Here is a 25,680-nt window from a genome sequence, read left to right as displayed (position 1 = left end):
TACAATTAACAATATAAAAAAGGATAATAAAAATGAAATTTTTAAAATTAACAATTGCTTCTCTTCTTACATCAAGTGCATTATTTGCAGGAACTTATAATATTGATGTTAGTCACTCAAATGTGGGATTTACAGTAAAACATATGATGATTACAAATGTAAGTGGAAAGTTTAATGACGTTGCTGGATCATTTGAATATGATGAAAAAACAAATACATTAACATCGTTAAGTGGAGAGATTATTGTAGCTTCAATAAACACTGCAAATGAAAAAAGAGATACTCACCTAAAAGCAGATGATATTTTTGATGCAGAGAAATTTCCAAAAATTGAATTTAAAACTACAAAAATAGAAGACAATGCTGTATATGGTGATTTTACTATGAAAGGTGTTACAAAAAACATCAAGCTTGAATTAGAAAATGGTGGAGTAATAACTGATCCAAAAGGAAACTTAAGAGCAGGTTTTGAACTTACTGGGAAAATCAATAGAAAAGATTTTGGTATTACTTGGAATAAAGTACTTGAAACAGGTGGAGTTACAGTTGGTGAAGAAGTAAAACTTCAAATATCAATGGAAGGTGTCTTAGCTAAATAATTAGTTTAGATTTCTAAATATTTAAATAAAATAACTTTAAAAATAGAATATTATAAATTATTTATAATATTCTAGATTTACACAATTCTAGAATATTAAACACCTATTCTTCAATATTTATCTAATCTTTTAACTCATTTAATTATGAAATAGTAAATTAATTCTCATAAAAATAATTTATTGATAACTCATTTAAGCTAGTATTTAACAACTCTTATGTTAAAATAACTTTAGAGTTAGAATATCTCTACTTAAGGATAAAAATGCCGTATCTTGTTTCTTCAATAATAGCAGTTGTCTCAGCTATGATTATACTTTTTACAAGATATGAGGCTGATGATAGTACTATCACAGCAGAATTAGAAAGAATGAAATCGATGTTTATAGCAGTCGATGGTTTTGTAAATACTTACATTGAATCAGGTGGAAGCCTGGAAAATGTAAATTTTGAAGAGCTTTATGATAATGGTATTTTATTGGGGAATATTAAAAGAACTTCTCCTGCAGAAGCAAGCGATAATGTCCTTGGAGATGAAGAAGCTTCAAAATTAACATTTCCTGGAAGTACAGTATCATGGCAACTAATACCAAATATAGGTGATAACAGTTCATATAAAGTATTAATTGATATGACAAAAAATTCAAGCTTGATGAGCAAAGCTATATTTGTAGAAAGTTTCTCAGGTAGAGAATATTGTGAAAAAATGTTATTTGGAACTTCGGAATTAGATCGAACTTCTTATGATACGGGAACGAAAAATTTTATAGGAACAAGTACAAATAAAAGTGATGGTCTTTTTGTTTGTATAGTTTATAAATAAAAAGTTTGGCACAACTTTATAAAAGTTGTAATATAATAATGACACAAAAGTAAAAAATTTAATTCAAAAAAAAGGATAGAAGAATGCCTCAGTTAATAGCAATGGTTATAGTAGTAGTAGGAGCAATGATTTACATGTTCCAAACATTTGGTGGAACAGGTGATAAGATTGAAGGTATCGCACAAAAAACAAGTATTATTACAGAGATTAATAATATTAGAAATGGTTTACAGTTAGCAGTTAGAGCTGGAGATATTGAAAAGTCAGTTACTGCCGTTGCTGCTCAAGCAGCCGTTGCTGCTGACCCTACAGCTAATCCTCCAGTTGAAGCAGTTCCAGCAAGAGCTGCTATACCTGCGGGGGATTCTACATTGATAGGATTAGCAGTTTTAGGGTACTTTGCTGATCAAATGAATGATGAAATTGGTGATAATGCAACAACTGTTGGTACATATAGTGCTACAAATAACACGGCAGGTCAACAAAATACATATTCTGCAATTTCTTTTGGTGGAGAAACTAACCCAGGTATGAACATAAGTATGGTTGTTGGTGATTCAGGTACTAGACCTGGTATTAGAGTTCAATTACTGAATGAATTAGCAGGTAATGCAGCATTTTTAGAGAGCCAAATTGCTACTGATTTAGCATCAGTTGCTTCAATTGATAGAACAACTGTTGATGGTACAGCAGTAACACTAGATGCAGATGGTGATGTTCCTGCTGCTAATGCTTCAACATCAAGTACCGCCGCTTCAGATGGTGTTTTTACAGTTTACTTCAAAGATATGCCTCAAAATATTGTAGACTAACATATAAAAAAAATTAACACTTAGGCTTTTAGCCTAAGTGTTTTTTCGTTTGAAAACAAAAACTAAGTCCTAACTCATAGCATTTAGTTTTTATTTTCACCCAAAAAGGCATCTTAATAATGATTGGAAATATATGGCTATCATCAGCTCTTATTATTACAGCTATATTTTCCTCATCTGCTTTATACAAATCATATAATGATATGCAAGAAGCAAAACAAATCCAAGAAAACTATGAAATAATTTCCAATATTAAAACCCTTTTAGCCAAGCAATATAACAAAAACCCAGAAGATGTAACAAGGGATGAAATTATAGCTCACTTACCAAGTGGTGGTAACTGGGAAAAAGTTTTATTATTAGATCGAAATGATTCTAGTACCTTATCAAACAAAGAACTTGTGAATTCGGAAGGAAAGTTTGAAATAAGTGAAGATCAAAAACTGAAACTTTTAGCCCTTAAAGCTAAGTTAAAAAATATCACAGATCTTAGCTCTATTTCGCCTGATACAAGTACAAAAAAGTATACTTTTGAAGTAGGGGATATTGAAAAGAATAGAGTTTTATTAGATAATGATTTAGAAAAAAGTATTACAAAAGCTATATTTTTTTTAACTGAAGATATTTTATATGCGACAGGGAGTGTTGATATAGAAGCTGTTTTAGAAAAAAATATAGAAGATTTTACTCCATATGATTCTCTTTATCAAGATTTCAGAACAACAGGCGAAACTTCAATCTCAGAAACAGAATTAAAAACTAGAAAACAAGAATTTTTTAAATCAAAAATAAAAGAAAAATTAATTCTTAATGAAACGGCGATGGAAACAAGATTGTATTTAAAATTGGAAGATGAACTATGATTAAAAACTTTTTTATACTTATATTTAGCTTTCAAATACTTTTTTCTGCATCATTAGATGATTTTGATTATAGACAAAAAATACTTCTAGATGTAAAAAGAGTTATACAAAATGAAGAATCAATTGCAAGGGCATATGAACAATATTTATTAACAAATTATGCTGTTCCTACAAGTATTACGACTTTATATACAAGTGATTATTTAGGTACAAGTACAGAATTTATTGAAGGTATTTCAAATTTTGCAACAAATTTTAACACATTTTCTATATCTGGAAATACTATATCTTATGGTTTAAAAACTACTATAAGTGAAGATCCTAATATAAAAGCACTTTATGAAAGTGATACTTTTAGAAAAAAAACCTATTATAGAGATGAAAAAGTTTATTTTACACTTGAAGATGCTTTTGCTAGACATTTATATGATTTAATAAAAGCAACTGGAGCACTTGTTCCTTGTGCATCTGTTGCAAATCAAAACTGTATTTTAAATAGTCATATTTATATTAAACCTACTTATACTTCAGGACTTATCACTGATTATCTAATGGCTTATCATATAGATAAATTTAAAACAGGCCCAATTATAATCACAAGCAATACCTCTTTACAAATTTCAAGTGATGAGTTTGACACTATTCCAAGAGGCGCATTACTTTATGATACAACAGGATCAAAGTATGTTAAAACAACTTCTGGGATTGAGGTATTAAAATGATTAAATATCTTTTATTTATACTTATTTTTACCTTATCTTTAAAAGCTGAAGATAGTTTAAATGCTCAAAAACAAAATGCTTTATATGTTCAAAACATGATTGAAATAGAAGAAAATATAGCAAAAATGTTTGAAAAATATCTTTTGACAGAATTCAAAATTCCAACATTAGATAACTTAAAAACAGATGATTATCTTGGGAGTAATTTTTCAAGCACAAATAAAATGGGCTCAGACATTGCATTTGAAAGCACAAGCGATTTAAAAATAAAATATGCAATTACAAATGACCTATATCGAAATGAAAAAACAAGTGGTATTGATAATTATATAGTAAAACTTTATAATAGAGATTTATATAGAAACTATACCTCAGCATATGAAGATAGCTCAGATTTAACCAAATCATACATAGAAATCATTTTTCAATCTGATGAAGCAAAAACAATTTTTACATTATTAAAAGCAGAAAATACTATTGCAAAAACTTGTACTTCAATATTAACAAGTACATATTGCAATAACAATAACAAAACCATTAGATGGTATAACGCCTCATCACAATGGATAGAATATGATAAAATAAATTTTAACAATGCAAATATTACTGTTAGTAGTATAAATTTATTAAGTGATAGTAAACTAAATGATTTAGCAGTAGGTTCATATATTTTTGTTGAAAACTTATATAAATATGTAAAACTAACTGATACATCATCTGGTAGTTTACAAATTTTGAAGGTGGAGTAAATGAAGATTATTTTTACAATATTAATTTTTATAAATCTACTTTATGCAGATAGTGAAAATATCTCTATGATGAATAATATAAAAAATGTAATCCAAAAAGAAGAATATATTGCACTTGCTATAAATAAATATATTTTACAAACAGCAACTATACCCAAAGATGATGATAATAATCTAGACTGGGATAAGCTAGTTACAAAAGAATATTTAGGAACAAACTTCAATAAAATAAATCCTCTTACAAATGAAGATATGGAAATTACTTTTGATACAAATAATACTGCTTATATAAAAGGTGTTATAAAAGAAGAGAGTGAGTATAAAGAAGATAATAAATATCTATATAATTTTTATATAAATAAATTATTTAGAGTAAATACTATTGCCCCATTCGATACAACAAAAGAGAAACTCACTATTGGTTCACAAATACTTTATTCAGATATACAAAAAGAAATAGTTTCATTAATCAATGAAAATGATGCTAACAAAAGAATCAAACTTTCAAATCAAGAGTGTGTAAGTAATCTATATTTTTATGAGCTAAATAATGGCAAGTTAATTTATAAATACTGTAAATCAGCAAGTTCATCCATAGAAGTTTATCAGGAATCTCCTATTTATTTAGAAGATTGGGAAGATTTACAATATATAAAAGCTAATATTGGAGACAAAGCTTATGTGAAAAAAAATGGTACTTGGTATGAATACTATTATCAAGGTGATGCTTCAATAAAATGGATAGCAGCAGGAATTGGTGATGCACTAACAGCTACGGATGACAGTCTTGATTTAGAAGACAGAATTTTATCATATATTCCTGATTCAAAAGATTTAGTTTTTAGACGAGATGGTGGTTGTATGCTAGCAAATGGAGATATTTTTTGCTGGGGTAATAATTCATACAAAAAAGCTGGAATAGAAACTTATGGACAATTAGATCAAACACTAAGTCCTGATTATGTAAATACTCCTGTTATGTTAAAAGTACAAATAAGTGATACTGAACAAAAATCAATAAATTGGTATAACAATCCATATAGAATTAAATTTGAAAAAATGTCATTAAATAGTACAAATGTTTGTGGTATTTCACCCATTTTTGATTATTTTGATGGAGTACAAAAAAAATTTGGAGGAGATTTATACTGTAATGGATTAGTTACTTCAAGTTATTTTGAAGATATAGAAGAATCTAAAAATAGTACTTCTATCTTAAAACGTAATATATTTTTCTATACTGGTAAATCAGATGAATTAGAAAATGCATCTGAAATATACTTAACTGATATAGTAATGGTAGAAGACGTAATTGCTGTACTTTCAGATGCTGGTAAAATTTACACTTTTGGTAGAAACTATAATGGTGCGTTAGGAATAGGAAGTGATGATAAATTTATAATTCAAAATTCTCCAACAGAAGTAAAAAATTCTGGTCAAGTTTTTAAAAAGATATTTGCACTAAGAGATATAAAAGGATTTGGGGCTATTGACAGTAATAATTTGTTTTATATTTGGGGAGAGAGACCAAATGGAACTATCTATACAGAACCTACACTTTTAAATAATTCTATTCAATTTAATCCTGATGCTATTTTTACAAATAGTAAAGATTTTATTTTAAAAGGTGCTAATGATGTTTTTTATAGAACATATGGAGATAACAGCTTTAGAGCATTAAGTCAAATACCAAGTAGTGCTATTAGTGCATCTATATATGAAAAAAATGGTTCTGAATTATATTTATATGCAGATAAAAACTTGACAATTTCAGGCAGTAATGATTTTATTACTTGCCAAGATACTGATGGTGGAACTTGTAAATCATCTGAACAAAGTATTTTCAATAGTGCTTTAAGTGAACTAAATACAGCATCAAACCTAATAAATGGTACAAATTATGCGAATTTCTCAAATATCTCTATTTTTCAATTAGATAATGTAATTAGTGAGTTTTTTGAAGATTTTGAAGATGGACTTTCCACAGAATGGAAGGGAAGTGATATTAATAAAGATAGTTCTGGAAATATTAGAGTTACTTCTGTAACTGATGATGGTACAGATCAAATACCTGTTACTAAATTTCTAGGAAATTTTAATATAGAAGAAGTTTTTTACACAAAGCAACCATCAGTAGATTATGTAAATAAACCATCCTACATAGAAAAAACATATTCTTTCAATAGTGCTTATGCAAATAATGAAGTTGAAGTTGAATTTGACTTCTACGAAATAGATACTTGGGATTTTGAAAGATTCACTGTAACATTAAATGATGAGATTTTTGTTGAAGATAATTTTATTCATGATGATCATCCATATTTGAAAGATGTTAATGACACAGGAGAAGCTTTACAAAATGTTGCTTCTTCTGGTAGTGTAAATAATGATAATGATGAAAGGTATCACTATAAATTAAAAACAAAACTAGATTCTTCAGCAAAACTAAAAGTTAAATTTAGTACCAGAGGTCTTTTACCTTCAGATGATGGATATAATGGATGGTCTTTCGCACAAAGACTTACTGATGAATCATGGGGGATAGATAATGTTCATATCAAACTAAAAGAGACAAATAAAACTTTTGTTTGTGCTATGACTGGATTAGGAAGTGCTTCTCAAATGTATTGTTGGGGCGATGTTGCTAGAACAATACCTATTTTAAGTACTTCTTTATATGATGTGAGTAAAATTAGTACAATAAATAAATTATTTATCACTCAAGAGGCTGAAAAAAAGAACCAAATGTCATATAATAACTATTATTATGATGGCAAATTTTTTCTGAAATTTCCTACATATATTGGCGGATTTGATTATGCATTTTATTTTAAATAAGGAACTATATATTGAAAAACTTTAAGATTTTAATCCCATTTACGGTTTTTTCACTACTTTTTATTGGATGTAGTGAAAAAAGTTATCATGATGAGATGATTAACAAAACCAAGCAATCTTTTGATAAAAAAGAGTATAACGATATAAAAAAATCTTACTCAGACACTCTTGTAGATGAAAAGTTTAAAAATAAAGAATTTATTTCTATTATTGAAGACAAATCTTTAGGTGATATTCTAAAAGAAATGGAATTAATTGATGGAAATTTCTATTATCTAAAAAGTAGTGATATTTTAATTCCAAAAAGTAGAATCAAAATACATAATATCCAAGAATTAAATGAGTATTTAAATGCTGTTTTAGATGAAGAACTATCAATCAAAAAAACTGGTTCTATTTATCTTGTAAAACTTTTAAGTACAAGTGAGACTAGAAAACAATCAATTGAAAATCTTCCCTTTGCACTTGAAGGTCAAATTTCAGTAGAAGAATTAATTAAACTAATAACAGCACAATCAGGATATGAAGTAAATATCGGAAATTATATAGAAAATAGAAGTGATTTTCAAAATAGTATTGTAACTATTAGTTCAAAAAATTTAAAAGACGTATTAAATTCATTATCTCATGCAAAAGATGTATTTATAGATATTGATTATGATACAGAAGCTATAAATATCAAAAGATATAAAGATGTTGTTATAGAGTTAAATATTCCTTTATTAGAAATGAAATCAAGTAGCCAAACATCTACACAAGAGACAACAGGTGAGAGCAAGGTAGAAAATACTTCATCAATAGTTTTATATGATGAGCTTGATAAAATGTTAAAAAATATAATTTCAACTGATAAAATCTCAACATATCATATTGATAAATCAAGTGGATTAATATTCTTAAAATCTACAAAATCAGTAGAAGCTACAGTTAGAAATATTGCAAAAGCCTATGAATCTTCATTTGCAAAAGAGGCTGTAATTGAGTTTGAAAGAATTGAATTAGTTTTAAATAAAAGCAGAGAATATGGAATAGCTTCTTTTTCAGATGATAGACAAACAAATTCAGGAACTGGAGTTATTCGAGAAATTGGTGAAAGTGGAGCCTTGGCATTTACAAGTGATAGTGCTACAAGATTACTTAACATAACTGCAACTGCAAATAATGAAATAGGAAAAGTTTTAAACTACAGTAAAAATGTATTGGTTCTAAAAAACAATATCCCAACTGTTCAATCAATTACAGATAATACAGATTATGTTGAAAAAATTGAAACTACTACTGATGCTGACACAAACACAACAACATCAGATGTTACTGTTAATACTTTAAAAGAAGGAACATCAATAACAGCTATGGCAAAAATATCAAGGGATAAGATATTTTTAAATATAACACCAAGTATTAAAAAACTTATTCAGTTTGATGAAGTAAGTGTAGATGGAACAACAATTAAACTTCCAGAATACAATGACCAAAACTATAATATCTCAAGGGAAGTAAATCTTGGGGAGACTTCAATTGTTGGTTCAATAATTGTTCATGATGATTCAAAAGATTATCAAGGTATATTACCAATAGAAGATTTTGCAATTGGTGGTACAGATTCTAAATCTTATGTAAGAAGAGAAATTGTTTATATAGTAACTCTTAAAAATATTAAAGGCTTTTAATAATGAGTTTTTTTTCCGATCCATATGAATCTTTTTTATTAGATTATTTGGTTACAAAACTTGAAAATGGTTCAAATACAAGAAGGGCATTACTTTTGTATAGTGAGCAAATTACGAGAGAAACCAAATTTAAGAAAAGACTTATGGGTGCCATAAAAGATATGGAAATGGGAAAACATAAACTTGAAGCCATACTTCATAAACATAAATTTTTAAATAGCTTTCAATATAGTTTAGTTGTAAATAGTACAAATACTATTGATGGACTAAAACTTGTATTATCTTTTAAAAAAGCAAATTCTAATTTATTATTAAAAATGATAAATCCAATATTTGTACCCATGAGTATTATTATATTTACTTTTTATGGACTTATAATGTATTTAGATTTATTACAAAAAGATGTAGCTCAATTAAAGAAATTAAATCCAGATGTTGAACAATTTCTAGGAATTCCAAAATATTTTACTTATGATATTGCATATTCAGGCTTAGGTATTTCAATATTTATAACAGCATTACTATTTTTTGGATATATTTATACAGAACAAGCCAAACCTGCGTGGCTTTATAAAGTATTTAAAACACAAGCTTTTTCAGATGGAAGGTTTATGTTTAGAATTCTTAATGGAATGCTAAGCGCTGGTATTTCATTTCATAAAGCTTCATTGATATTATCAAAGGATTATTTTAAACCAGGGCTTAGACCTTTTTTCAAAGATTTGGCTGAATTAATCAATAAAAATAAGAAGTTATTTGTTGCTTTTGAAAAATATAATTTTCCTACGATTATAACAGCTGATATAAAACTATCAGAATTAAGCAAAACCAGTTTTTCTGATGTTACTAGGGCGTTATATCAGACATGTGACACAATGTATGAGAAAAATATTGTGTATATGGTTTTACAATGGAGATTTATGTTTTGGATGATTGCTATGTTAGTTACTGTTATTATAGGTTCAGATGTTATTAACTTAGTTATTAGTACATTTACCTTTAAAACACTATATCATTAAAAGACAGCATATGATAAAAAAAATAATTGCAAATTTTAAACGAGTACCAAAAGCCCAATTTATAAAAAAAGTTGAGACTAAGAATAAAACAAATTTTCTAAAAAAGATTGATTTTAATTCAATTCTTGAAAAACAAAAAAATTCATTTCTTCAATTTATAAATAAAAATGATGATTCAGATACACACTTATCTACAATTATTGAAGATGTTATTAAAGAAAAATTCCAACTAAGAGGTGGATATGGGGATTTAATAGCAAATGAAGAAAAATATGAAGAGTTTGTTCGTACTTTAGGATATGAATATTATGCAACATACAGTGATTTATCTAAACTTTATCAAGATACTTCATTTCAATTAGATGAAAAGAAACTTGAATTTTGTACAAGTATGTATATTATTACCCTTGAAGATAAAAAAAATAAAAACAAAGTTTTAGGTATTAGAGATGTTGTAAATCTTGATTTCCATGTTCTAAGTAAATTTTATTTTACAAAAATAGTTGTTTTAGGAGAAGGCGTTTTATCATCAGTATTTGGTGAAGATAGAGAGATTATTTTTGGTTCGAACAATGATACAGACAATGATAATGAAATAAATAAATACTTTGATAAAATGATGGGTCAAGCTATATTACTTGGGGCTTCAGATATACATATCCAAAAAACAAGTAGATATGCAACTTTATGGTTTAGAATTGATGGTATAAAAGTTGATATGGGAACTATGCCTATTACTATTGCTAAAACATTAAAAAGAAGACTTGTAACAATGGCTGATCAAGAAGATTCAGATTATGAATCAATTAATGGTGTTATAAACTATGAATATGGTAAAAAAAATATCAAATTCAGACTTGGTCTTATAAACTCAAAATTAAACTTCTCTTTAGTTATGAGGATGATTGGTGGACGAGGAGTTGTTGCTCATAATTTAAGAGGATTAAACTATCCACAAGAAACTGTTGATATTTTATCTAATCTTACAAAATATGCAAATGGAATGATATTAATCACAGGACAAGTAGGATCCGGAAAAACACACTTAATGTATGCACTTTTACAACAACTTGCAAAACAACAACAATATGTAATTACTATTGAAGATCCTGTTGAATATGTTGATGAATCATTTTTCCAAATTGATTTATCTGAGTTTGCGAGTGCTAGTGAAGAGTTTAAATATGGCTACCCTGAAGCTGTTGTTGATATCTTAAGACAAGATTCAAATATTATCTTAATTGGGGAAACAAGGGAGCCTCAAACAGCATCTCAGCTTGTAAATGCATCAAACTTAGGTCAGTTAGTATTCTCAACAATGCATACCAACTCAGCACCTGCTACTGTATCTAGGATGACTAGTTCATTAGGTATTAATGAGGGGGATATTATAGATAACTTAAGAGGAATTGTATCCCAAAGACTTGTTAGAAAATTATGTAAATATTGTAAAGAGCCTGATGATGAAGGTGGATTTAAAAAAGTTGGATGCGAAGAGTGTAATCATACTGGATTTAAAGACAGGGTTCCAATTGCGGAAGTTGTAAGATTTAAAATAGGACATGGTGGAGATTTTGAAAATCCTGCTGAGTATATGACTGTTGAAAAAGCTTGTATGTCACAATATCATGAAGGACTTATTACAAAACAAGATGCAATTGCAATTATTAGAGGGGAGGAACTATGGTACGATTAGTACGAACAGATTTTGATACAAAAGAAGATAGTGAGTATTTTTATATTGCAGATGAATTTGATGCATCACAAAATATGTTCACATATAGTTCTTTCAAGAAATATAGTGTATATCTTTCAAAATATACAAATGATGAAATTTATTCACTAAATATTCTATCAAAAAAATATTTGCAAAAAAATCAATTTTTAATACATATTTCAGATAGTGATTATGTAATTTTATTTAATCATAAAACAGTTTATTCTGCAAAAATAAATCAAAACTTTATTACAGATGATATGATTAAATCTATTTTGATTACTAAACATATTGCTATGCTTTCAAGTGGTGGAGATATTGAAAATATTTATTATGTAATAAATTCAAAATATAAAAGTGCAGTTGAAAATATTTTAAAACAAAACACAAAAAATGATAAAAATCATGTTGTTGCTAAATCTCTTGGTGAAACATGGGATTTAGTAAAACCTTTAAATGAATTAGATACATATAAATCACATATTTCAAAGCTTACCTATGCAACATTTTTAATAGCAGGTTCTATTTGGGCTATGGCATTTGGTTTAAATATGCTTGCTGATAAAATTTTACAAATAGAATCTTTAGATAATTTAAAAAAAGAGATTAAAGTTGAAGAACAACTAATTAAAAGACAAAATATTCTTTTAAATACTAGTGAAAAAAAATATAAAGAAATTACAGCTTGTCTAAGTACACCTGAGGTAAAAAAATGATAAGTATTAGCAATAAAAGAATATCTTTAATTAGTAAAATAACCATCTCAGTACTAATATTATACATTTTAGCTTTTTTTTCACATAGAGTTGTAACTTACTATAAAGTTTATTTTGAAAAAGAAGCTTTGACAAACGATTTACAGCTAAAAATGAATGAAACAAATAGTTTAAAAAGACTTGTTGAGAATTCAAAGAAAAAAATAGAAAATATTGAAAAATCATATATCACAAAAGAAGAACTTGAACCAAAAGTAAAAGAAATTTTTCAAAGAATGTCAATCTTGGACTATAATTTAAAATATATTGATGCACAAAAAATGTGTTTGGATAGATTTATTATCGTTTCACAAGTAAGTGCTCAAAGTGAAGATGGTTTAAAAGCAGCTGAGGGAATATTAGGATACATAGGAAACATTAAAAAAAGTGATAATAATGCTACAATTTATTTTGTAGATTATATTTCAAAACCTAAGGGAGTAAATCCATGATATTTTTCAAAATATTCATTTGTATTTTTCTTTCTTTAAATATTTTTGCTGCAGAAAAGTATATTGATTCTATTACATTAACAAAAGTTAAAAAACTAATAGAAAAAGAAGAAGAAGTTGCACTTGCATATAAAAAATATCTACTAGCTAAAGGCCAAATTCCAACGGAAGTACAAACTTTAATAGATAATAATTATTTGCCAAAAGGATTTAATACAATAAATCCTTTTGGAAGAGAAATTATATTTACATCTTCAACTTCATATTCTACAAATGATTCTTTACCTGATAATGTAGAAGTCAAAACAAATTTATTTGATTATTATTATTCAAATAAATATAGACATTATACAAAAGCACCTATTAGTGTAAATAATAATAAAGTTGAAATTAACCTATCTACAAAAGAAAAGTTTATTTATACTAATAGAGAAAAAATCACAACTACAAAAAGTGATGCTAGAAATAAATATTATTTAGATACAAAGGGTGTTTTACATTGGTATACTATTAATGGTGTTTATAAGTTTTCAGTAGATAAAGACTTGATCGTAGATTCAAGTGTTACTATCTTAAATTCAGATGGAAGTATAAGTACTGAATTTTCAGATTTAATGGAAGATAAAAATGTTACTTTTGCTGGACAAACTATTTTTCATAATAAAGATGGTCTAGCGTTAGAATATATTTATCTTGGTGCAAATGTAGGAATAGTAAAAGTAAATTCAACAACAAGAGATGTAGGGAAAACTATTATTCAGTTTTCAAGAAGAGCTGGAGGAATGATTGTAAATGGAGATATTTATACATGGGGAAATAATGCTAATAATATTACTGGTATAAATAATAAAACTTTTAAAGATTCTGCATATACAAAAGAAAATGGTTCATCTGGATCATCAAATAGATATCCTGTAATCACTGGTATGGTAAGAGTTAAAGCAAAAATTTATGATGATGATACAAGTGATAATAATAATTTAAGTGAATTTTATAGCAACAATTATTATTCTTCACCTTTGAGACCTAAATTTATAGATTTCTTTAGTACAGTTTTTCATAGTACTTGTGGAATTTCCATAGAAGGTGGATTATATTGCGGAGGAAGTAAAGGAGAAGCTTATTCATTTGGGAATAATTTTACTCACACAGACCAAACAAGTGTTGATACTGGTGAATTACTATATAGAAGTACTTTTTTTAATGGCATTACAAATAAAGCTGCAAAAATATTTGCCAATAATCAGTTATGGTTAATCTTATCACAAGATGGGGATATTTATAGATGGGGATATGATTGGAGTGGATTTTCAGGCAATGGAAGTAGTACCTATAATTATACAAACAGAAAGTACAATTTAAATCCAGAGAAGTTTACAATAATAGATTCAAGTACAAATGTAAAATTTACTGATATTACTTATTTATTAACTATTGGATATAGAAAAATGGGAGCACTTTCTACTACTGGAGACATTTATATTTGGGGAATAGAAACTGAAATTGCAAACGGAGCTTGCAATGTATCCAACTGGGACAATTTAAGTTTTAATTTATGTACACCAACAAAGGTAACTAAAGATAACTCTACCCTTAGCAGTAATATTACATTTCAATCTATTTATGGAGGCTTGGAAGCTTTTGTTGCATTGTCAACAGATGGTAAATATTATAAAATCCATCAACCAAAAAATAAAAAGATCCAAGTAGAATTAATAAACGATACTATAAAAACCTATTCCACTTATGTAGAAGCAGATGATACAAATCTATTATCTGTTGATTTTTCAAGTAAACTTAGTGGTTCAGCTTTAAAAGTAAATGAAGGAATTGTTTGGGTTAATGAGAAAAATGAATTAAAAGGTGATTACTTTACTGCTGATAATGTAAGTGATAATATGTTTATAAATGCTATAAAAAAAATAAAATGGAAAAAAATAAAAGTTATTGCAGATGATAATGGTATGTGTGGAATTGATACAAATAATCAAATGTATTGCTGGGGGATTCAATCATTTTATAGAAATGTTGCTACTACAAATGATGATATAGGAAATACTTTTATGATACCTGTATTTAATACAAACTTATTTGATTTAGATAAAGATTATTTAGTTGCAGAAGGTGGAAGGACTGGGTATTTAACAAATATGACATCATTTGAATGGAAAAGAACTAGTGATGGTGCATTTTTCATAAAATATCCTACATATATCGGTGGATTTAACTATGAATTTACATTTAAATAAAATTAATAAAAAAAAAGGGAAAAAATGAAGAAAATAAGGCTAATTGCATTTTTATTTTTTATAGTACTTAATTTACAAGCTGAAGAGCCAATCCAAGCTCAAATGGAAAATATTGATAAACTAGATGTTTTAGATAAGCAATCAAAAGAATTTTTTAATGCCATAACAGGTCTTGAAAAAAACTATCTAGAAGAACAGGTAAACGCCATAAAAAATAAAAAAGATGAATCCGGGCAAAACATTAATCCTAATCAGCCTAATAAAGGAATGAAAGAGGAGGTTAAACTTTCACAAGAAGATTATGAAAAGAATGTATTTACTCATCAAAATGATATGGCAAGATTAACTACAGATTTTACAAGAACAAAAAAATTAAAAGATCTAAAAATTAAAAGTATGTACTCTTTTAATGGAAAAGATTATGTAGTTTTAGAACTTGTTGATGAAACAACTAAAAGTGTAAAAACAAGTGAATTAAGTGGAAATATTGAAGGAAGATATATAGAAGGTGATGATATTTTAGGTCATAAAATTATGGATATAAATACACGAACAAAAAGTGTTCTACTATACAAAAAACTTGATGAAGAGTATGGATATACAATTTATCTAAGTAATTATGGAATATCAGTTAGTGATCTTACAAAAATTCCAAAAACGGAAACACCTAAAAAAGCTGAGGCAAATAAGAAAATAGAGGAAGATAAACTTACTAATAAAAAGGTGAAAGAAGATTCTATTAAAAATGCATTTGAAAATATTAAAACTGCAAATCCTGAAAAAGTTGAAAAGTTGTCTAAAGAGCAAATTTCTAACTGCTTATATACTGTTAAATATGAGAATCTAAATGTGAGAAATGAAAGCAATATCGAAAGTAAGATATTAAGAATTTTAAAAAGAGATGATCAATTCACAATAAAACAAAAAAACAACCAATGGGTTCAAATTGATGTTATTTATAAAAAAATATCAGGTGATGTAATGGATGTTTCTACCCAAAATAATTGGGTTCAAATTGTTAATGGTAATGTAGCTACACCTAATAAAGATTGTATGTAGGATAAGACATTGGATAATATGAACAACATAAATTCACTTTCATTTGATACACAAAATATATTAAATGAACTTCAAATACTAATTCCACAATTTAATAAGTTTTTTAATATAAACGATATCTTTTCAAGTGAAATAGGAGGAAAAACTAGACTTCATAGACAAATTTTCAATGAAAATAATGAATCAATACAAGAGTCTATTTCTAGATTAAATATTCAATTTGATGACTTTTTATCCCTAATACGTCAAGAAATGAGAAATATTTTAGCTAAGTATGGTGAATATGAAAAATCTGAGCTTACTGATTTGATTTTTGATGATAAGAATTTTATTGAAATACTAGAATTAAACCTTGATACAAAAGGTATCACAAGAGATACAAAACAAAAATGTCTAAAAGATATAAAAAAGTTAATACACCTAAAAAACAAAATCTTCAATCTAAAATATCTTGTTTATATGTTTGACACATCTATTTTTGATAAATATATAAATAAATTAGGAGTAGAAGATTTAATAAACAGTACTATAATATTTGAAGTTATTGATTCTTATGCTTTACAATTTGAAGAGCTTATGAAGTTTGATCAAGAGATTAGAAATATAGATAATATGAACTATAAAACAACTAATTTTAATAATTTTAACCTTTTATTTGAACTACATAAAAGAAGAGTAGATAACTTTACATACGCAAATGTAAGATACAAAATATTTATTGATTATGATATAAATGTAGATCTGAATAAAGCTATAAATTTGAATAGCATATATTTAGAAAATATTCTTTCTTGTTTTATTGAACAATCTTGTATGGACCTAGTAAAAAAAGAATTAAAAAGAGGGAAAATACAAAAACATATTGATATAAAAATGAGTTTAAAGAAAAATATTTTAGAAGTAATTGTTAAAAATAATGGCTTTGAAATTAAAAATATTTATAATTTATTTTTGTCAGATATAGATAATAAATATACATTAGAAGCAAAAAATCTAGCAAATATGCTTAATGGAAAGTTAGAAATAAATGCAATAGAAAATGAAGGTATGCAATATAGTTTAACTATCAAAATCAAATAATTAGAAGCAAAAGCTTCTAACTACTATTATTGATCTTTAAAATTTCCAATAATCTCTTTAGCCTTTTGTAAAGCTCTATCACTCGAATCTCTATCAAAAGTAAGAGCAACCGCCATTCTTCTTCCAACATGAGACTGAGGTTTTCCAAATACTCTAATAATTGAGTCTTTTGTAAATGAAGAATCAAAGATATCAATTACTGGATTAAAGCTATCACCTTTTGCTTTAAAAGCAGCACTAGCACCACATCCATAATCAATATACTCCAAAGGTAATCCCAATACAGCTCGTACATGAAGTGCAAATTCACTTTGAGATTGTGTAATCATAGTAACCATTCCTGTATCATGTGGTCTTGGACTAACTTCACTAAAATAAACCTCATCACCTTTTACAAATAGCTCTACACCAAAAATACCACGTCCACCTAATCCATCTGTGATTTTTTTTGCGATTTCTTGTGATTTTTGTTTTGCTACTTCACTCATATTCATAGGTTGCCATGAAAAAATATAATCACCATCTTGTTGAATATGTCCAATTGGTTCACAAAATACTGTATCTTTTCCATTTCTAGCTGTTAACATAGTAATTTCATAATCAAATGTGATAAATTCTTCAACAATTAGTTCACTAGCATCTCCTCTAGCTTCTTTTGCTAATTCCCAAGATTTCGGTAAATCACCAGTAGTTTTAGCAATACTTTGTCCATGACCAGAAGAACTCATAACAGGTTTAATAACACAAGGGAAACCTATATTTAGAGCTGCTTTTTCTAAAGCTTCAAAAGTTGTTACAAACTCATATTTACTTGTTGGTAATCCCATTTCAACAGCAGCAAATTCTCTAATATTTTTTCTATTCATAGTTTTATTTACAGCATCTGCATTTGGAATTACATGAAAACCTTCAGCTTCAGCTGTAAAAAGTGCTTTTATATTTATAGCTTCAACTTCAGGAAGTATATAAGTTGGCTTTTCTCTTCTTATAACATCAAGTATTTCATTTTCATTTTTCATATTGATTGTATAAGATTTATTAGCAACTAATTGTGCAGGAGCGTTATTATAACTATCAACAGCTATTGTTTCAATTCCAAGTCTTTGAGCTTCTATAATAACTTCTTTCCCTAATTCTCCGCTTCCTAGAAGCATAATTTTAATTGAGTCTGATTTTAATGGTGCAGTAAATTTCATATTTTTCCTTATTTAGTGATTTTGTTGATAATATCTATTGTCATATTCTTGCAGATTATTTAGTAAAATTAAATCTTTTAAGATTACTAAATATTCATGTGCAATACCAGAGTAGTTTAGCATAGTTTGAGAAAGAGTTAAGCCATCTGGTTGTTTACTATTAAGTCTTTGTTCATATCTTTTTTCTTGAAAAGACTTGTATGCTAAATTTCTATTCAAATTCAAAATATAAGCACTTGTTGAGTCCCTTAAATTCGAGAAGACTCTAATAAAATGAGAAGAATTAATACTTCTTCTTTTTGGAATAATTCCTATTTCTTCGTTATAAGTCCAATGTCCAAAAATATTACTTGCCTCTTTTACAAACCTACTTTTACCCCATGCACTTTCGACTGCAGCTTGTGCGATTGCCAAAGATGGAGGAACTATATCTATTTTTTTTTGATATTCATGAAGTGTATAGATATTTTTGATTTTATATTTTTGTTTTATTGAAAGAAGTTTATGAAAAGAAGCAGAATCAAAATCTATATTTAAAATACTTGTGCCTAATATTTCTTCAACAAATCTCCTTTCACTTTTTACTCTATTATTTTCTTTTGCAACTATTTCATACATATGATTAAAAAAGTAATTTTTTGATTCATTAATATCATTTATTTCATAATACTCTTTAGGAAAGCCCTTTGAATAACTTTGTGCTTGTAAAGAACCAAATAAACAAAGCCCAAGAAGTAATTTCTTAGAGTTACTAATTAAGAATTTAAAAAAGAACATATGATTAAATGGTTGTTACAAAAACTTTTTTCACAGCACCTTTGAAATAAATAGTGCCATCTTTTCTTGAAAGAGTTAATTGCTCATCACTTTTTGGGTAAACAAAAGTACTATCTTCTACAAGATTTAAATCATTTGCCCTTAGAAAACAAGCAGCCATTCCCGTACCACAAGCCAAAGTTTCACCTTCAACTCCTCTTTCATAGGTTCTTACTTTTATAATCCCATTTTCTACTTTTGCGAAATTTACATTTGTATTATATTTATATCTCATTTTTGCACATAAATCATGATTATAAACTTCTAAATCATCAACAATAGTTACTAAATGAGGAACTCCTGTATCTACTAAATACCAAGTAAATCCATCTTCTTCAAACTCTTCTTTTATAACTTTAGGAGCTGTTAATTGAGTCTCTACAATATTCCCATCAACACATGATTTTATAAGTCCAGCACCTGTTAAAAACTGCATTTCATTTGAACTTACTAAATTATTTGTAAAAGCATAATGAGAAACTGCTCTTGTAGCATTTCCACACATTGCAGCATCACTCCCATCACTATTATAAAATAACCATTTAAAATCAGCTTGAGTACTTGGAATAATTACCACAAAGCCATCAGCGCCAATTCCTTCTGTTCTATTACATAGTTTTATAGCATCACTTGAATAATCTTTTTCAATAATTGAGTGAGTAATAATAAAGTCATTTCCACTTGCACTATATTTAGTATATGTCATATAATTTCTCCGATGATTCTTTCTACTTCTTCTTGTAAATGTTTTAGATTTTGGGAATTGTCTATTACCATATCTGCTAATTTTCTTTTCTCTTCTATATCCATTTGATTTGAGATTTTTAATTTTGCTTCATTTTCATCAATATTATCTCTTTTCATAAGTCTTTGAATTTGTATATCTTTTGGTGTATAAATTACTAAAGATTTTGAAATTGGATAGTGCATTTTCTCAAAAAACAGAGGAATATCTACAAAATATGGTTTATTTTGACTTTCAAATATTTTTGATTCTTTAATGATTTCTTCTTTGATTAATGGATGAAGAAGGGCTTCTAATTTTAATTTATTCTCTTCATTTGAGAATATAATTTTCCCCAACTCTTTTCTTAAAACTTTTCCGTTTTGTACATATTTCTCACCAAACATAGAAGCTATTTTACTAGAATTTTCATCCAATAATCTATGTGCTATCGCATCGGCGTCAATTGTTAAAAAACCATGAAGTTTAAATAGGTTACAAACAGTACTTTTACCTGTTGAAATTCCGCCTGTAAGAGCGATTGCGTTTTTAAATAAATCATTACTCATAGATGGGATTTTACAATAATAATGATTTATTTATATTTAATAGCTAAAATTATCTTTTAGCTATACCAGTTAGAGCTCTATGTTCAGCAGCAGGGAACACAAAAGAAGCATTGTGAATTTCAGCAGAATAGTAATTTAAACCATCTAATAAATCAGCTCTTTGTAGATTTATATCAGCAGTTGGGTGATATCTTTTTGAAGCAATAATTGAAGTGTTATGACCAAATTTAAATGGCATTGCAATCCAGAATTTTGTTCCAACTAGTTTTAAATCTGCAAATAATTGATCTTCATCTTTAGAAAATGCTTTTGAAGCAAATGCAATTAAACCATCTTCTTTCAAAATTCTTTCAATATTTGCTAACAATAGTTCATCAATTTTAACATCAGTTAAAACTACAACATCTATATTTTTTTCATTTTTTGAAGTTAATAGATATAAATCTCCAAACTCAATATTTGAAACTTTACTATGCTTTGCAGCTTGAGCTTTCATATCTTCATTATTTGAACCAATAATTAATACATTTGAAGCTTCTTTATGTGTGCATAGTGGTAAATGTACCATCATTTCATTAAATGCGTTAGTATCTTTCATTATATATAATCCTTAATATTTATAAACATTTTGCTATAATACCAAAAAAAATTTAATTAATCGTAAGAATTAGAAATTAGAATAAAAAAAGGTGAATAATGGCAACAGTTAGTTACAAAGATGCTGGGGTTGATATTGATGCTGGAAATCAGTTTGTAGAAAATATCAAACCTTATGTAAAATCAACAATGATTCCAGGAGTTTTAGGAGGAATTGGTTCATTTGCAGGTGCATTTGAATTACCAACAGGTTATAAACAACCAGTAATACTTTCAGGAACAGATGGAGTTGGAACAAAACTAAAACTTGCAATTGATGCAAAGAAATTTGATACAGTTGGAATTGACTTAGTTGCTATGTGTTCAAATGATTTATTATGTAACTTTGGAGAACCATTATTTTTCCTAGATTATTATGCAACTGCAAAACTTGATGTAAATGAAGCAACTCAAGTAGTTAAAGGAATTGCAGAAGGATGTATTAGATCTGAGTGTGCACTTGTTGGTGGTGAAACAGCTGAAATGCCAGGGATGTATAAAGAGGGTGATTTTGATTTAGCTGGTTTTTGTGTTGGAATTGCAGAAAAAGAAGAGTTAAATAGAATTGATAAAATCAAAGCTGGTGATACTTTAATCGCATTACCATCTTCTGGTGTTCACTCTAATGGTTTTTCACTTGTTAGAAAATTACTTTTAGAAAAATTGGGAATGTCTTTAGATGATGATTTCCAAGGAAAAGCATTAAAAGATGTTTTATTAGAACCAACTAGAATTTATGTAAAAGAGTTCAAAGCTAATAAAGATAAAATCAACGCATTAGCACATATTACAGGTGGTGGAATTACAGAAAACTTACCAAGAGTTTTACCTGATAATTTAAAAGCTGTTGTAAAAAGAGCAGATGTTAGAGTTTTACCAATATTCCAATTTATGGCTGAGCATGTAGAACTTGAAGAAATGTACAGAACATTCAATATGGGTGTGGGTATGGTTTTAGTAGTTAGTTCTGAAAATGTTGACGCTGTTTTAGCTAATACTGATGGTTATGTGATAGGTCATATAGCTGAGGGTTCTAAAGGTGTTGAATTTATCTAATATTTTTTAGATAAATAAAAAGGCTAAGTTCAATTGAATTTAGCCTTTTTTTATGTCAGTATAATACTTCAAAATATCCACCACTTTTGAAGCATATCCCCACTCATTATCATACCAAAGTAAAAGCTTTATCATATGATTATTTTTTACCTCAGTATATCTGTGATCTACAATAGTGGTACTATGCTCTTTTTTAAAATCACTTGATACTAAAGGTTCAATATTATTTAATACTATTGGAAATTCTTGAGTTTTTTCATACTCTACAAATAGCTTAATAATCTCATCTTTTGAACACTCTTTTTTAGTCATTAAAGTTACATTTATTGCCCCAACAGTATCAGTTGGTACGCGAAGTGAACTTGATGAGATTAAATCTGAATTAATACTTGATTGAACGTAAGAGCATGCTTCTATGGTGGTTGTTTTATTTGGAATAATATTTTGAGTAGAAGATCTTCCAAACTCGAAATTACAATCTACATTTCTAGTTTGACTTTCTACAAAATGTCCATCAAGAACTCTTTGATGATTTAAAAGTGGATGAACAGTAAGAATATCTCCACACAAAATCTCTTTTTGCTTATCTATTAATTTTAAGGCTGGTAATAATGCCGTTGCATTACATGAGCTTGTAGAAATAACTTTATGTATATTTATATCAATAGCATCTTCATTTACACCTAAAATTACATTTATATCAGCATCTTTGTTTGGATGAGTTAAAAATACAGCTTTTACCGGAAGAGTTTTTAATTTAGAAATATCTTCTTTTTTACCACTTGCATCAATAATTATATCAATACCTTCTAAATCAATATCAAATAAAGAACTATGATTTAAAACTTTGATTATTGAATACTTATTTTCAATATAATTATCTTCAATTATTTTAAATTTACTAGAAATATTTCCATAAGTAGAATCGTGGTTTATAGAGTAAACAATATTTTCAAGATAGGGATTGATTTCATTTATTGCTACTATCTCAAACTTTTCATTTTTCATTAGAATTTTTAAAATAGCTTTGCCTATACGACCAACACCATTTATTAGTATTTTTATTTTCATAACTTTAAGACCTAAATAATTTATTTTCTAAAGTGTATCAATTTGTAGTTTTTATATTCATTTAAACTTAAAAAGCCCGATTTAATCACTGCTTACAGTGCTTAAATCGGGCTTTTAATGGCCCCAGGTATGTATCGAATAAATACTAACAAAGACCATAATATAGGTATCTTTAATAGTTAATATAAATCAAATGACCCAATTTATGACCCAATAATTTAATTTACATAATAATAATATTAAACTATGATTATTTATTGTATTACCATTTAATGCCTTAGTTAATCATTTCTTCCATCATCTCTCACCAAATATCTTAATAAGCATGCATGAAATAAAACCCAAGAGGAATAAGTTAATTCTTTTATTTTAATAGATTTTACATCTTTTAATAAATACTCTTTTGAAATTGTCATAATTTTCGTAAAATCAATGAAATACTTATTCATATCATCAGAAAATGGAGGTACATACATACTTTTATAATTTTGAAAACTTTTAATTCCTGAAAAAATTCTTTCAGGTACACTATCATCAAATTTTAAAATAGGGATAACATTACTAAATGGAATATCTTCTAAATTTCTAGCAATATCACATGTATTACCTAAAACAATCCAATAATTAGTATAATCTTCAGCACTATAGGCTCCATTATTATCAAGATATAGAAATTTCTTTTCAATATGTACTATATCTCCTTGAAACAATTCATTATTTTTTGGAGTTAAAGAATAGAATCCTATAGTATAATTATTTTTAACAATTTCTTTAATTTGTGTTTCTAATTCTTTAAAATCATATACTGTTGGCCATCGATCTTTAATCATCTAAAATTCTAAAATCTCTTTATTCTTTCCTGAATAAGAGCTAATATATTTATTTATATCATTATTAAGATCTTCATCAACATCTAAAAAATCAAACTGTGCATTTTCAATATGAGAAAGACTATTTTTAACAAAATCCAATAACTCAATATTTCCTTTTTCTGAAGTTAATTCACTTACCGATGGAATAAAACTACTTTGACTCTTAATATAAATATTCTTACCTACTTTTGCATGCTCACTAATGTTTCCCTGTACGGTAGAAGTACTTAGTAGTCCTAATAAAATCATATGGTATAGGTAATTTGTAGATTGTACTGAATCATAGGTTTTATAATTATTGTAACTCATATTTTCCCTTTCTTAATATATAGGATTTAAACTATCAATAAAATCTTTTTTAAGCATTTTATAAAAGAATTCTTTATTAGTTTCATGGCAATTATTAAGATACTTTTCATAATTCTTGCTAAAATCATCTTTTATATCTGTTGTAAATGAATCTATATCAATCATTGACCCACTAGTTATTATTCCATTAGCAATAAAATTAGAATTATTTGACACAACAACATTGTGTACAAAACCATTTTTTTCAATTGTTTGTATTATTTGCGTTTTTTCAAGATCTTTTCTATTGTGTTCACTATCTAAAATATTATATTCCGTATGATTAAAAATATTTCTATCTTCGAAAAAATCATTACATCTAATTCCTAATCTAGTTACTTTTGAAATAATATTTAATGAAAATAAGATTGAATACAATTTTTTTAATTCTATACTTAAACTATCTGTCCAACCAGGATAATCTTCTGATGAATTTAAATCTTCTTTTGCATAAAGAAAAACAAATAGTTTAGGTCCTAATAGAATACTCAAAGAACTATTTTTTTTGAAAAGTCTATAATGAGGTTGATCAATTAAACCATCTTGAATTCTAATTTGCTCAGGAATAGTTGATATAGGTAAAGGTTCATGTTCATTATATTCAGTTCTCAATGCATTAAACACTATACCAAAAACAGCATCTAATGGACAATTTACATCAAATCTAATTTCTATTGACGCTGATATTATTGGTGTGGGTGTTATTGATTTAGGAAATGGCTTTTCCATAATAATTATATTCCTTTTCAATAATCAAAAAACCTCAATCAATGATGAGGCTTCATTTTTTGCTGATATTTGCTCAGCTACATAATATACTTTTAATTATTATACCAAATAATTAACTTTTATAACAAAAAAATTTGAATACTTGAACTTTTTATCTATCTGATGTGTAGTAAAGTAAAATATTCTAATTTAAATTAACTGTGTTATCTACTAAAAAGTATCATAATAATATTATTGTATTATTCCAAAATATATTAT

The 25,680-nt window shown here is 27.1% G+C and carries 25 protein-coding genes; 16 read left to right on the top strand and 9 right to left on the bottom strand.

Annotated elements, in window-relative coordinates:
* Positions 1-32 precede the first annotated feature (32 nt).
* The 15 genes from ABVS04_RS01485 to ABVS04_RS01415 all read left to right on the top strand — a co-directional run bounded on the left by ABVS04_RS01485 (position 33) and on the right by ABVS04_RS01415 (position 17,405).
* Entirely contained in the window at positions 33-599 is a 567-nt protein-coding gene (locus ABVS04_RS01485) for a YceI family protein (protein ID WP_368028884.1), read from the top strand.
* Positions 600-862: 263 nt separating this feature from the next.
* The gene (locus ABVS04_RS01480; RefSeq protein WP_368028883.1) at positions 863-1,420 is read left to right on the top strand and encodes a hypothetical protein; all 558 of its coding nucleotides are present in this window, start codon (positions 863-865) and stop codon (positions 1,418-1,420) included.
* An 83-nt stretch (positions 1,421-1,503) separates the two neighbouring features.
* Entirely contained in the window at positions 1,504-2,232 is a 729-nt protein-coding gene (locus tag ABVS04_RS01475; protein ID WP_368028882.1) for a hypothetical protein, read from the top strand.
* A gap of 119 nt (positions 2,233-2,351) precedes the next feature.
* On the top strand, positions 2,352-3,095 hold the full coding sequence (locus tag ABVS04_RS01470; RefSeq protein ID WP_368028881.1) for a hypothetical protein: 744 nt from the start codon (positions 2,352-2,354) through the stop codon (positions 3,093-3,095).
* Positions 3,092-3,817, top strand: a complete 726-nt coding sequence (locus ABVS04_RS01465; protein WP_368028880.1) for a hypothetical protein — start codon at positions 3,092-3,094, stop codon at positions 3,815-3,817. Before ABVS04_RS01470 ends, ABVS04_RS01465 begins: the two co-directional genes overlap by 4 nt.
* Entirely contained in the window at positions 3,814-4,566 is a 753-nt protein-coding gene (locus tag ABVS04_RS01460; RefSeq protein WP_368028879.1) for a hypothetical protein, read from the top strand. The genes ABVS04_RS01465 and ABVS04_RS01460 overlap by 4 nt, the downstream gene beginning before the upstream one ends.
* Positions 4,567-7,404: an RCC1 domain-containing protein gene (locus ABVS04_RS01455; RefSeq protein ID WP_368028878.1), complete on the top strand. Its 2,838-nt coding sequence runs from the start codon at positions 4,567-4,569 to the stop codon at positions 7,402-7,404.
* An 11-nt stretch (positions 7,405-7,415) separates the two neighbouring features.
* Positions 7,416-9,074 carry a hypothetical protein gene (locus ABVS04_RS01450; protein ID WP_368028877.1) on the top strand — a complete coding sequence of 553 codons (1,659 nt, stop codon included), beginning with the start codon at positions 7,416-7,418 and terminating at the stop codon, positions 9,072-9,074.
* A gap of 2 nt (positions 9,075-9,076) precedes the next feature.
* Positions 9,077-10,093 carry a hypothetical protein gene (locus tag ABVS04_RS01445; protein ID WP_368028876.1) on the top strand — a complete coding sequence of 339 codons (1,017 nt, stop codon included), beginning with the start codon at positions 9,077-9,079 and terminating at the stop codon, positions 10,091-10,093.
* Positions 10,094-10,103: 10 nt separating this feature from the next.
* Positions 10,104-11,789, top strand: a complete 1,686-nt coding sequence (locus ABVS04_RS01440; protein ID WP_368028875.1) for a GspE/PulE family protein — start codon at positions 10,104-10,106, stop codon at positions 11,787-11,789.
* Positions 11,777-12,526 carry a hypothetical protein gene (locus ABVS04_RS01435; RefSeq protein ID WP_368028874.1) on the top strand — a complete coding sequence of 250 codons (750 nt, stop codon included), beginning with the start codon at positions 11,777-11,779 and terminating at the stop codon, positions 12,524-12,526. Before ABVS04_RS01440 ends, ABVS04_RS01435 begins: the two co-directional genes overlap by 13 nt.
* The gene (locus ABVS04_RS01430) at positions 12,523-13,017 is read left to right on the top strand and encodes a hypothetical protein (protein WP_368028873.1); all 495 of its coding nucleotides are present in this window, start codon (positions 12,523-12,525) and stop codon (positions 13,015-13,017) included. The genes ABVS04_RS01435 and ABVS04_RS01430 overlap by 4 nt, the downstream gene beginning before the upstream one ends.
* A complete protein-coding gene (locus ABVS04_RS01425; RefSeq protein WP_368028872.1) occupies positions 13,014-15,266 on the top strand; it encodes a hypothetical protein in 2,253 nt (750 codons plus the stop codon). The genes ABVS04_RS01430 and ABVS04_RS01425 overlap by 4 nt, the downstream gene beginning before the upstream one ends.
* Before the next feature lie 24 nt (positions 15,267-15,290).
* Positions 15,291-16,325 (top strand): hypothetical protein, encoded by a 1,035-nt coding sequence (locus ABVS04_RS01420; protein ID WP_368028871.1) that lies wholly within the window; start codon positions 15,291-15,293, stop codon positions 16,323-16,325.
* 9 nt (positions 16,326-16,334) lie between these two features.
* Positions 16,335-17,405: a hypothetical protein gene (locus ABVS04_RS01415; RefSeq protein WP_368028870.1), complete on the top strand. Its 1,071-nt coding sequence runs from the start codon at positions 16,335-16,337 to the stop codon at positions 17,403-17,405.
* A 26-nt stretch (positions 17,406-17,431) separates the two neighbouring features.
* Here ABVS04_RS01415 and purT read toward each other — a convergent pair whose 3' ends face one another.
* Genes purT through ABVS04_RS01390 form a run of 5 tightly spaced genes read right to left on the bottom strand, consistent with a single transcriptional unit; the run spans position 17,432 to position 21,308 of the window.
* Positions 17,432-18,601: a formate-dependent phosphoribosylglycinamide formyltransferase gene (gene purT / locus ABVS04_RS01410; RefSeq protein WP_368028869.1), complete on the bottom strand. Its 1,170-nt coding sequence runs from the start codon at positions 18,599-18,601 to the stop codon at positions 17,432-17,434.
* A 12-nt stretch (positions 18,602-18,613) separates the two neighbouring features.
* Entirely contained in the window at positions 18,614-19,378 is a 765-nt protein-coding gene (locus ABVS04_RS01405) for a glucosaminidase domain-containing protein (RefSeq protein ID WP_368028868.1), read from the bottom strand.
* A gap of 4 nt (positions 19,379-19,382) precedes the next feature.
* Positions 19,383-20,123: a diaminopimelate epimerase gene (gene dapF / locus ABVS04_RS01400; protein WP_368028867.1), complete on the bottom strand. Its 741-nt coding sequence runs from the start codon at positions 20,121-20,123 to the stop codon at positions 19,383-19,385.
* Positions 20,120-20,710: a dephospho-CoA kinase gene (gene coaE / locus ABVS04_RS01395; RefSeq protein WP_368028866.1), complete on the bottom strand. Its 591-nt coding sequence runs from the start codon at positions 20,708-20,710 to the stop codon at positions 20,120-20,122. The genes dapF and coaE overlap by 4 nt, the downstream gene beginning before the upstream one ends.
* Positions 20,711-20,759: 49 nt before the next feature.
* Entirely contained in the window at positions 20,760-21,308 is a 549-nt protein-coding gene (locus ABVS04_RS01390) for a spermidine synthase (protein ID WP_368028865.1), read from the bottom strand.
* A 98-nt stretch (positions 21,309-21,406) separates the two neighbouring features.
* On the opposite strand from ABVS04_RS01390, the gene purM reads away from it, so the two are divergent.
* A complete protein-coding gene (gene purM, locus ABVS04_RS01385) occupies positions 21,407-22,402 on the top strand; it encodes a phosphoribosylformylglycinamidine cyclo-ligase (protein WP_368028864.1) in 996 nt (331 codons plus the stop codon).
* A 39-nt stretch (positions 22,403-22,441) separates the two neighbouring features.
* Here purM and ABVS04_RS01380 read toward each other — a convergent pair whose 3' ends face one another.
* From ABVS04_RS01380 to ABVS04_RS01365, 4 genes are all read right to left on the bottom strand, one after another.
* Positions 22,442-23,473, bottom strand: a complete 1,032-nt coding sequence (locus ABVS04_RS01380) for a glyceraldehyde 3-phosphate dehydrogenase NAD-binding domain-containing protein (protein WP_368028863.1) — start codon at positions 23,471-23,473, stop codon at positions 22,442-22,444.
* 281 nt (positions 23,474-23,754) lie between these two features.
* Positions 23,755-24,303: a hypothetical protein gene (locus ABVS04_RS01375; protein ID WP_368028862.1), complete on the bottom strand. Its 549-nt coding sequence runs from the start codon at positions 24,301-24,303 to the stop codon at positions 23,755-23,757.
* Positions 24,304-24,654, bottom strand: a complete 351-nt coding sequence (locus tag ABVS04_RS01370) for a hypothetical protein (RefSeq protein ID WP_368028861.1) — start codon at positions 24,652-24,654, stop codon at positions 24,304-24,306.
* Positions 24,655-24,666: 12 nt separating this feature from the next.
* Entirely contained in the window at positions 24,667-25,422 is a 756-nt protein-coding gene (locus tag ABVS04_RS01365) for a TIGR04255 family protein (protein ID WP_368028860.1), read from the bottom strand.
* Between the last annotated feature and the right edge of the window lie 258 nt (positions 25,423-25,680).

It is taken from the genome of Arcobacter sp. s6, from assembly GCF_040884245.1.
GTDB lineage: Bacteria > Campylobacterota > Campylobacteria > Campylobacterales > Arcobacteraceae > Aliarcobacter.
The sequence above is the reverse complement of the archived record's forward strand: the minus strand, read 5'-3'. Positions and strand labels throughout refer to the sequence as shown.

What these genes read in the sequence shown, in the direction of transcription:
- ABVS04_RS01460 (WP_368028879.1), top strand. Translation starts at nt 3,814, where the DNA reads ATGATTAAATATCTTTTATTTATACTTATTTTTACCTTATCTTTAAAA.
- ABVS04_RS01465 (WP_368028880.1), top strand. Translation starts at nt 3,092, where the DNA reads ATGATTAAAAACTTTTTTATACTTATATTTAGCTTTCAAATACTTTTT.
- ABVS04_RS01380 (WP_368028863.1), bottom strand. Translation starts at nt 23,473, where the DNA reads ATGAAAATAAAAATACTAATAAATGGTGTTGGTCGTATAGGCAAAGCT.
- ABVS04_RS01375 (WP_368028862.1), bottom strand. Translation starts at nt 24,303, where the DNA reads ATGATTAAAGATCGATGGCCAACAGTATATGATTTTAAAGAATTAGAA.
- ABVS04_RS01455 (WP_368028878.1), top strand. Translation starts at nt 4,567, where the DNA reads ATGAAGATTATTTTTACAATATTAATTTTTATAAATCTACTTTATGCA.
- ABVS04_RS01480 (WP_368028883.1), top strand. Translation starts at nt 863, where the DNA reads ATGCCGTATCTTGTTTCTTCAATAATAGCAGTTGTCTCAGCTATGATT.
- ABVS04_RS01435 (WP_368028874.1), top strand. Translation starts at nt 11,777, where the DNA reads ATGGTACGATTAGTACGAACAGATTTTGATACAAAAGAAGATAGTGAG.
- ABVS04_RS01370 (WP_368028861.1), bottom strand. Translation starts at nt 24,654, where the DNA reads ATGAGTTACAATAATTATAAAACCTATGATTCAGTACAATCTACAAAT.
- coaE (WP_368028866.1), bottom strand. Translation starts at nt 20,710, where the DNA reads ATGAGTAATGATTTATTTAAAAACGCAATCGCTCTTACAGGCGGAATT.
- ABVS04_RS01470 (WP_368028881.1), top strand. Translation starts at nt 2,352, where the DNA reads ATGATTGGAAATATATGGCTATCATCAGCTCTTATTATTACAGCTATA.
- purT (WP_368028869.1), bottom strand. Translation starts at nt 18,601, where the DNA reads ATGAAATTTACTGCACCATTAAAATCAGACTCAATTAAAATTATGCTT.
- ABVS04_RS01475 (WP_368028882.1), top strand. Translation starts at nt 1,504, where the DNA reads ATGCCTCAGTTAATAGCAATGGTTATAGTAGTAGTAGGAGCAATGATT.
- ABVS04_RS01425 (WP_368028872.1), top strand. Translation starts at nt 13,014, where the DNA reads ATGATATTTTTCAAAATATTCATTTGTATTTTTCTTTCTTTAAATATT.
- ABVS04_RS01405 (WP_368028868.1), bottom strand. Translation starts at nt 19,378, where the DNA reads ATGTTCTTTTTTAAATTCTTAATTAGTAACTCTAAGAAATTACTTCTT.
- dapF (WP_368028867.1), bottom strand. Translation starts at nt 20,123, where the DNA reads ATGACATATACTAAATATAGTGCAAGTGGAAATGACTTTATTATTACT.
- ABVS04_RS01420 (WP_368028871.1), top strand. Translation starts at nt 15,291, where the DNA reads ATGAAGAAAATAAGGCTAATTGCATTTTTATTTTTTATAGTACTTAAT.
- ABVS04_RS01430 (WP_368028873.1), top strand. Translation starts at nt 12,523, where the DNA reads ATGATAAGTATTAGCAATAAAAGAATATCTTTAATTAGTAAAATAACC.
- ABVS04_RS01440 (WP_368028875.1), top strand. Translation starts at nt 10,104, where the DNA reads ATGATAAAAAAAATAATTGCAAATTTTAAACGAGTACCAAAAGCCCAA.
- ABVS04_RS01445 (WP_368028876.1), top strand. Translation starts at nt 9,077, where the DNA reads ATGAGTTTTTTTTCCGATCCATATGAATCTTTTTTATTAGATTATTTG.
- purM (WP_368028864.1), top strand. Translation starts at nt 21,407, where the DNA reads ATGGCAACAGTTAGTTACAAAGATGCTGGGGTTGATATTGATGCTGGA.
- ABVS04_RS01365 (WP_368028860.1), bottom strand. Translation starts at nt 25,422, where the DNA reads ATGGAAAAGCCATTTCCTAAATCAATAACACCCACACCAATAATATCA.
- ABVS04_RS01390 (WP_368028865.1), bottom strand. Translation starts at nt 21,308, where the DNA reads ATGAAAGATACTAACGCATTTAATGAAATGATGGTACATTTACCACTA.
- ABVS04_RS01485 (WP_368028884.1), top strand. Translation starts at nt 33, where the DNA reads ATGAAATTTTTAAAATTAACAATTGCTTCTCTTCTTACATCAAGTGCA.